This is a genomic window from Cupriavidus sp. 05N39 (assembly GCF_056397325.1).
The window spans coordinates 1-7,744 of sequence record NZ_JBFTNE010000177.1 but is presented as its reverse complement, the minus strand read 5'-3'; the positions used below and the strand labels follow the sequence as shown (position 1 = coordinate 7,744).

The 7,744-nt window shown below is 61.9% G+C and carries 9 protein-coding genes and 1 pseudogene; 6 read left to right on the top strand and 4 right to left on the bottom strand.

Features of this window, described 5'->3' with window-relative positions:
- Positions 1–438 (top strand): GlxA family transcriptional regulator (locus tag AC1DN0_RS39480; RefSeq protein ID WP_477146529.1); only part of this gene is annotated, 438 nt, incomplete at its 5' end.
- A gap of 418 nt (positions 439–856) precedes the next feature.
- Here AC1DN0_RS39480 and AC1DN0_RS39475 read toward each other — a convergent pair.
- Genes AC1DN0_RS39475 through AC1DN0_RS39460 form a run of 4 tightly spaced genes read right to left on the bottom strand, consistent with a single transcriptional unit; the run spans position 857 to position 4,742 of the window.
- Complete coding sequence (locus AC1DN0_RS39475; RefSeq protein ID WP_477146528.1) at positions 857–3,112, bottom strand: xanthine dehydrogenase family protein molybdopterin-binding subunit; 2,256 nt, start codon at positions 3,110–3,112, stop codon at positions 857–859.
- Between the two features lie 11 nt (positions 3,113–3,123).
- Positions 3,124–3,582, bottom strand: a complete 459-nt coding sequence (locus AC1DN0_RS39470) for a (2Fe-2S)-binding protein (protein ID WP_477146527.1) — start codon at positions 3,580–3,582, stop codon at positions 3,124–3,126.
- Between the two features lie 11 nt (positions 3,583–3,593).
- Positions 3,594–3,875, bottom strand: coding sequence for a c-type cytochrome (locus AC1DN0_RS39465; RefSeq protein WP_477144602.1), 282 nt, complete (start codon positions 3,873–3,875; stop codon positions 3,594–3,596).
- A 57-nt stretch (positions 3,876–3,932) separates the two neighbouring features.
- The gene (locus tag AC1DN0_RS39460; RefSeq protein WP_459569114.1) at positions 3,933–4,742 is read right to left on the bottom strand and encodes an SDR family NAD(P)-dependent oxidoreductase; all 810 of its coding nucleotides are present in this window, start codon (positions 4,740–4,742) and stop codon (positions 3,933–3,935) included.
- A gap of 274 nt (positions 4,743–5,016) precedes the next feature.
- Here AC1DN0_RS39460 and AC1DN0_RS39455 point away from each other — a divergent pair, with 274 nt between their 5' ends.
- The 5 genes and pseudogenes from AC1DN0_RS39455 to tnpB form a co-directional block, all read left to right on the top strand.
- Positions 5,017–5,823: an alpha/beta fold hydrolase gene (locus AC1DN0_RS39455; protein ID WP_477103097.1), complete on the top strand. Its 807-nt coding sequence runs from the start codon at positions 5,017–5,019 to the stop codon at positions 5,821–5,823.
- A 52-nt stretch (positions 5,824–5,875) separates the two neighbouring features.
- Positions 5,876–6,280 (top strand): annotated as a pseudogene (locus tag AC1DN0_RS39450) (SDR family NAD(P)-dependent oxidoreductase); the annotation flags it as partial.
- Positions 6,281–6,299: 19 nt separating this feature from the next.
- A complete protein-coding gene (locus AC1DN0_RS39445) occupies positions 6,300–6,839 on the top strand; it encodes a carboxymuconolactone decarboxylase family protein (RefSeq protein WP_477103098.1) in 540 nt (179 codons plus the stop codon).
- A 187-nt stretch (positions 6,840–7,026) separates the two neighbouring features.
- On the top strand, positions 7,027–7,434 hold the full coding sequence (gene tnpA / locus AC1DN0_RS39440; protein ID WP_477146526.1) for an IS66 family insertion sequence element accessory protein TnpA: 408 nt from the start codon (positions 7,027–7,029) through the stop codon (positions 7,432–7,434).
- A partial coding sequence (gene tnpB / locus AC1DN0_RS39435; RefSeq protein ID WP_477146525.1) for an IS66 family insertion sequence element accessory protein TnpB occupies positions 7,428–7,744 on the top strand: 317 nt, incomplete at its 3' end. The genes tnpA and tnpB, both read left to right, overlap by 7 nt.

The window sequence follows — 7,744 nt, the reverse complement described above, 5'->3', positions numbered from 1 at the left end:
GCGCTGGCACGTAACGTGGCCCGACGCCTGGTCGTCTATTACCGCCGCCCCGGTGGGCAATCCCAGTTTTCGGCATTACTGGAACTCGAGCCGCGCAGCGATCGCGTCAAACGCGCGCTGATCTACGCGAAGGAAAATCTGCGCAATGCGCTGACGGTGGAGGAGCTGGCGGATGCCGCGCGCCTGTCGCCGCGCCAGTTCAGCCGGGTGTTCCGTGAGGAGACCGGCCAGTCCCCGGCTAAGGCCGTCGAGATGCTCCGGCTGGAAGCGGCCAGAACCATGCTCGAGTCAGGTCGTCACCCGATGGAAACCGTGGCGCAGGACACAGGGTTTGCGGACCGCGATCGTATGCGCCGGGCCTTTGTGCGCGCCTACGGCGTGTCGCCAAGCAGCATCCGGCGAAAGGACGCACTAGTAGAGCTGGAAGCGACGGAATGAACTGACGGCCAGCGACCGAAGCGGCCGGGTTGCGAGCGCGTCAGATTAGCGACGCTAGGATGCGCATCTCCGCATTCACTGGCTTGCGACATGACATGACATGCCACGCGCAATGGATGCCGTAGTTTGAATTCCGATGCCATACGAGTTCGATGTCGTAGATGTAGCCGTCAGATAGGTTGACTGTCTCCGCGTCGCGGAACGCCTCGGCGGCGTCAGATATGTTGATTGCCGGCTACGCCGAATGAACTAGGTTCTGGGCCTTACAGATCCATCGTCATCGAGGATGACAAAGCCCTTTGAGGGAACATTATCAATGTGCGAGGGGCGGCATACAGGGYGSACAGTAACCGAACGRTTGCTGYTAWCGRTMRATTGYGGGGCAGAGAGGACGTGATGCCTCTCTGCMTCTGAACGATCAGAYGACGAAGGGCATCTGCCGCTGGCGCTTGCCCGTCAGCCGGAACAGTGCATTGGCGACCGCCGGKGCGATCGGYGGCACGCCAGGCTCGCCCAGTCCCGACGGTGCGTCTTCGGACGGCACRAARAACACGTCGATGYGCGGTGCATCSGGCATCCGCGGTGGCGGATAGTCCGGRAAATTGCTGTTCCGAACCACTCCGTTCTCCATCTCGATGGCGAAGCCGGGCCGAATCATCGACAAGCCGAAGATGCATGCGCCCTGGACCTGGGCTTCTGCAGTCAGCGGATTGACGACGCGATTGCAGTGGACACCGGCCGTGACGTTGTGCACGCGCGCCTCACCCTTGGCGACGGACACTTCGACGACATACGCAACCACCGTCCCGAACGACTCGTGTACGGCCACGCCCCACGCATGCCCCCTCGGCAGTTTGCGCTTGCCGTAGCCGGCCTTGTCCGTGGCCAGCTGCAAGGCGGCGCGTTGTCGGACATGCTTGGTGGTGTCGAGTCGTGCCATGCGCCAAGCGACGGGATCCTGCTTCGCGGCCGTGGCGATCYCGTCGATCAGCGTCTCCTTGACGAAGCTCGTGTGGGTGTTACCCACCGAGCGCCACCAGAGCACCGCGACATCGACCTTCGGGTGATGAGCCGTCACCTGCATCGGCAGAGCGTATTCGTTCTCGACGATGCCTTCGGTCATGGTCGAGTCCACGCCGTTCTTCACGAGAACCGGCTCGAATGGGGTTCCCATGACGATCGACTGACCGACGATCGCATGCTGCCAGCCTACGACCTGACCCTTTGCGTCGAAGCCGATGCGCGCGCGGTGGACATGTAGCGGGCGATAGTAGCCGCCCTTGATATCGTCTTCGCGACTCCACATGACCTTGAGCGGTTCGGCATGACCTCTGGCGATCCACTCGCGAAGCACGCCTGCCGATTCGACCAGATAGTCCGACGTCGGCACGGCACGCCGGCCAAAGCCGCCGCCGGCCATCATCGTGTTGAGTGTCACCTTTTCGACGGGTAGCGACAGCGTCTGGGCGATCGCCGCCTGATCGACGGTCTGGAACTGCGAGCCGACCCAGACCTTGACGCTGGTCGCCTTATTGCCRCTGATTTCCGCCTGCATGGTGCAGTTGAGCGGCTCCATTGGCGCATGCGCGAGGTACGGCAGCCGATACTCGGCGTCGATCACGCGTGCTGCGCCTGAGAGGGCCGCCTGCATATCGCCGCTCTCTAGCGGGCGCGCCACCTTGCCGGGCTGCGTCGCAAGCTTGCTGTACTCCTCGTAGAGCGCCTGCGTGCTGACTGTCGAGCCCGCATCTTCCCACTCGATCTGCAGCGCGTCGCGTCCCTGCTTTGCTGCCCAGTATCCGGTGGCCACTACCGCCACGCCGGAGCCGCCGCGATCCGCGGGCACCTGCATGACGTCGACGACGCCCTTGATCGCTCGCGTCTTGTCTGCATTGAACGACTTCACCTTGCCGCCGAAGCGCGGCGGGTGCGCGACCACGGCCACGACCATCTCCTTGAGTCGGGTATCGATGCCGAACACCGGGTCGCCGCGTAGCTTCGATGCGGCGTCCAGTCTCGGCATGGGCTTGCCGATGAGGCGGAACTGGGACGGGTCCTTCAACACCACGGTAGCCGGCACCTTCAGACTCATGGCCGCGTCGGCGAGCTCGCCATATGTGGCACGATACGTGCCCGAGGTGACCACACCCTGCGCGGCGGAGCAGCTGGCGGGATCCACATTCCACTGCTTGGCCGCCGCCGTCACGAGCATCGCGCGGGCGCGCGCGCCGAGTTCGCGATACTGGGTAAACGAATGCATCAGCGCGGTGGAACCGCCAGTCATCTGAATGCCGAAGCCCGGGTCGCGATACTCGTCCCCCGCCGGTGCCAGCATCGATCGCACGTTCTTCCAGTCTACGTCGAGCTCGTCGGCCAGTACCATTGGCAGCGCGGTATGCACGCCCTGGCCGAACTCGAGCCGATTGACGGCGATCGTCACCGTATTGTCAGGGGCGATAATCACGAATGCTTGCGGTGGCGACGGCGCCTTTTGCTTCCCGCCTTCTTCCGCCGCTTGGGCGAGGTCGACACCGCCGACCAAGCCGAGCGCGAGTCCACCCCCGGCCATGCCAGTCAGCTTGAGAAAGCTGCGGCGCGAGAGTGGCGCGACGCTCTCCTTGGACTCGATCATGCCACCACCGCCCGCAAGCGCTTCCAATCCACGAATACGCATGATGGTGCTCCTCAGGCGATTGCGCGCGCGGCATCCTTGATGGCCGCGCGAATACGTTGATAGGTGCCACAGCGGCAAATGTTGCCCGCCATCGCCTGATCGATATCGGCATCGCGTGGCCGCGGCTTAGTGCGCAGCAGGCTCACGGCGCTCATCACCTGACCGTTTTGGCAGTAACCGCATTGCGCCACATCGTGCCGGATCCAGGCATCCAGTACCGCGCGGCCGATCTTGTCGTCGCTTATGCTCTCGATCGTGTTGACGTTTACTCCAGCCACAGCCGAGAGGGGCATGACGCAGCTTCGCGTCGCGGTGCCGTTGATATGGACCGTACACGCGCCGCATGCGGCCATGCCGCAACCAAACTTTGTGYCGGTCATACCGAGGTTGTCGCGCAGGGCCCAGAGCAGCGGGGTGGACGGATCGGCGTCGACGTCGAGCGTCTTGCCATTGATGTTCAGCGTGGTCATCGGAGACTCCTCTACTTCTGCGAGAGAACCCACTGCGCCAGCGCGGTGAGATCGGCATCGGATACCTGCGGCTGCGGCGGCATCGGTACAGCGCCCCATTTGCCGCCACCACCGGCCTTGATGCTGACGGCGAGTTGCTCCGTGGCCTTGCTGCCGCCCTTGTATTTGGCCGCAATTTCCTTCCACGACGGACCCACCAGGCGGGCATTGGCCTGATGGCAGCCCGCGCACGCGTACTTTTGGGCGAGGGCTTCACTGGCGCGGGCCGGCTGATGAGCGAAGAGGGTGGCCATGGCAAGCACGGCCAGTGGGGCGATTGCTATTTTCATGTGGAGACGGGGGTCAAGGTTTCAGTCTTGCTGTCCGGCACGCGCTGCGTAGCGCGGCGCGGCGACGCGGGAGGACAGATTGGACGCCATGGCTTCGCGCGCGGCTTCCCAAGCCTGCCACTGCGAGTCGTCCTGCAACGACGGAATCGAGGCAAACACGCCGGCGTCGAGGTCGCTCAGTGCGGCATCCACCAGCGTTTCGGGTGTCATGACCCAGCTTTCCGGGAGGTTCGACGTAGGGAGACCCGCGACTTCCCAGAAGTCCGTGCCCGTAGCACCCGGCAGTACGACCTGAACGGTCACGCCGCTTTCGCTCAACTCTTTCTTCAGCGAACGGCTGAATGCCAGTACGAATGCCTTTGCGCCGCCGTAGACGCCATTGAGGATCTCGGGGGCGATCGCGACGATCGATGCGATGTTGATGATCGTCCCGGCGCCGCGCGCGGCAAATGCGGGCGCGGCCGCATAGGACAGTCGCATGACGGCGGTGACGTTGACGCTGATCATGCGTTCCATGTCGTCCACCGGCGATTGCGCGAGGGTACCAGCGCCGCCGAAACCAGCGTTGTTGACCAGCATGGTGATGCGATCGTTGCCAGCGAGCGTGGCCTCGACACGTCGCAGGCCGGCAGCGTCGGTGAGATCCGCCACTAGGACGTCCACCTGGACACCATGCGTGCTCGAAAGCCTGGCCGCATGCGCGCGCAACCGTTCTTCATTGCGTGCAACGAGTATGAGGTCATAGCCGCGTGCCGCGAGGCGATCAGCGTAGACGGCGCCGATGCCGGAGGACGATCCGGTGACGAGAGCGGTTCCGAGTTGTGATGGCATGTGTATCCTTTTGGGTAAGAGGGAGCTGCTTAATGCGCGCGGTGTGGCATGCAGATACGCGCAAGCATAGGGATAGTGACGCGCCATGGACTGACATATACACCGCATTTTCGGACAACATTGCCGTACACACGTGTTCCCACATTCAGCGCTGCTTGGGCGCGAACCGAAGGCATGACAGAAAACGCCGTGTTTATGTCCTGCATCGGGGCGCATTCGGCAATACGCTTGGCAGGTAACTCATCGAGAACGATCCACAATACAACTACCCACCATGACACGTTCTTTCGACATCGATACCCCGTATGGCCGAATTTGTGCGCGCGAAGCCGGCCCCGAGGGAGGCATCCCGCTACTGCTGCTGCAGCGGTTCCGCGGCACGATGGACGATTGGGACCCGGCGTTTATCAAGGAACTGTCGGCGGACCGGCGCATCATCTGGTTCGACAGTACGGGTATCGGGCGGTCGGGCGGCATCGTGCCGGACACGATTGCAGGCATGGCGGCGGTAGCATGCGCGGTCATCGCAGCACTGGGTCACAAGCAGGTGGACGTGTTGGGTTGGTCGCTAGGCGGGGTGGTGGCGCAGCAACTGGCGCTCGAGGCCCCGCATCTGGTGCGACGCCTGATCGTCGCTGGATCCAGTCCCGGTGGAATCACCGGTGGGCCGCAACCTCATCCGAGAGTTCCGCAGGTCATGGCGCGTCCCGTCAATGACATCGAAGATTTTCTGTTTCTGTTCTTCCCGCAAAGCGAATGCGCAGTCGACGCGGGCCGCGCCTCGCTGAATAGAATCGCCGGGCAACTGGACCGCGGCCCCGCCGTCACGGCCGAGGCATTCATGGCCCAAATCAAGGCCATTTCGTCGTGGCAGGGCGTGCTGCACCGGGCCAGCGAACTACGTCTGCCGATGCTCGTTGCCAACGGCGCGTGTGATGTCATGCTACCGGCCTATCGCTCTTTCGTATTGTCACAGCAGGCACCCGATGCAAAGCTAATCCTTTATCCCGATGCTGGCCACGCGTTTCTGTTCCAGGAGGTTGAAGATTTCGTGATGCAGGTAGACCGCTTCCTAGCATAAATGATGGCCGTCGCGAACCCTTCGTCCCTGTTTTTGCCTCGGTTCTAGGRCAGCGTTTGTTGAGCACCTGAAGTCGCAGCCCGATTCCACGATCATCAACGACAGTTCGGTTCTGGCCTTTGTGTCACTGGCGAGCACGGCGCTGTACTCGGCCACTAAGGCAGCAATCCACTCGTATGCGCTATCGCAGCGCTTCATGCTGCGTGGCACCAGTGAGCGGGTGCTGGAGATTGCACCTCCGTGGGTAGATACCGACCTGATTTACAGGAGCGGCGATTCACGCGCCATGCCGCTGCCTGCATTTATCGCTGAAACGGTGCGGAAGCTCGAGACCGCCACCACCGAGGTGGTGGTGGATATCGCAATGCCGCTGCGCAACAACCCTGGTTCCCAGGAACACACGCTGGTCGACCAATTCAACCAGTCCCTGGCCGAGAACCCCATCCCCGTAGCTTAACCTTACTAAAGGAATCCAAATGACTCGTATGTCCACGATCGATGTCACGTCCGCCACCGGCTTAACTGCCGAACTGTTCGCTAACATCAAACGCGGCCTCGGGAAGGTTCCGAACGCGTACGCGAGCATTGGTTCGCAATCTCCCGTCGTGCTCCAGTCGTTGCTGGCGACAAACGCAGCCTTGAAATCCAGCGGCGAACTTTCTGCGAAAGAGCTGGAAGCAATCAACCTTGCTATTAGCGAAAACAGCGGTTGCGACTATTGCCTCGCAGCACATACTTTGACCGGCAAAATGGCGGGTTTTACTGCTGAACAGATGGTTGAACTGCGCGCTGGCGGATTGAGCTCAGATGCAAAACTTGACGCGCTCGTAAAATTCGTGCTAACCCTGGTTCGCACAACCGGTACCGTTCCGCAGAGCAGCCTGGATAACGTACGCCGGGCTGGCTATACCGATTCGCAAATCACTGAATCGATTCTCGCAGTCACCGCGATTCTGACGACCAACATCTTCAATCGCGTCAACGACACGATTCTGGACTTTCCGGCGGTCAAGTAACCATTCGGCAGCTGTAATGTAACCCTCATATCTTGACTTCCCTTCATTTGTTCCCGGAAGTCAAGATCTAGGCTAGCTTCATATGTGCGTATCGCACTGAAGATCCGTAACCGTCAGCGGAACCCGGCTGGCGAGTCGTGGGCGCTGATGAGAAGGTTACGGCTTCACGGTAGGCGGGAGTGGAGTGATGGCCGATCAGCGCGAGGGTATGAGCGGACGAGCAGGGGCAAGGTATAACCGGCACGACGAAGCCTTCTGGCGAGAGATGCTCGCACAATGGGGTCACAGCGGCGGGAGCATTCGAGCCTTCTGCCGACAGCACGGATTGGCCGTTAGCACCTTCGGTCTGTGGCGCAAGCGATTGAACCACGAGCCACCGGTGACTTCGCCTATGGCAGTGACTGCGGATACGGCATTCATCGCCGCGGCAACGACAGCGCTACCGAATGTCCTGCCGGCGAGCGACCCGGCACCATTGAAGTCATGCGACCAAGTGGTCGTCACGCTGGGCGGCGCACGTATCGAGATGGCCGGGGTGCATGCCGAACGCATCGTGCGCTTCGTGCTGGGACAGTTGGGAGGCGGCCGGTGCTGATCAGCGGCGATGTGCAGGCTTTCATCTGCCGTGACGCGGTCGACATGCGCAAGTCCATCGACGGCCTGTCGTATCTGGTGGAGCCGTTGCTGGCCAAGAATCCCCTGTYGGGCCACCTGTTTGTCTTCGTCGGCCGCGATCGATCGAAGGTCAAGATTCTGTATTGGGACCGCACCGGCTTCGCGTTGTGGTACAAGCGGCTTTCGCGCGGCCGGTTTCCTTCGCCGGCGACGCTAGCCCAGCGTGGCTTCACGCTGGCCGAATTGAACGCTTGGCTCGTCACGCTGGCCGAATTGAACGCTTGGCTCGA

Coding starts and splice junctions, on each gene's coding strand:
- AC1DN0_RS39460 (WP_459569114.1), bottom strand. CDS start 4,742: ATGCCATCACAACTCGGAACCGCTCTCGTCACCGGATCGTCCTCCGGC.
- tnpA (WP_477146526.1), top strand. CDS start 7,027: ATGGCCGATCAGCGCGAGGGTATGAGCGGACGAGCAGGGGCAAGGTAT.
- AC1DN0_RS39465 (WP_477144602.1), bottom strand. CDS start 3,875: ATGGCCACCCTCTTCGCTCATCAGCCGGCCCGCGCCAGTGAAGCCCTC.
- AC1DN0_RS39445 (WP_477103098.1), top strand. CDS start 6,300: ATGACTCGTATGTCCACGATCGATGTCACGTCCGCCACCGGCTTAACT.
- AC1DN0_RS39455 (WP_477103097.1), top strand. CDS start 5,017: ATGACACGTTCTTTCGACATCGATACCCCGTATGGCCGAATTTGTGCG.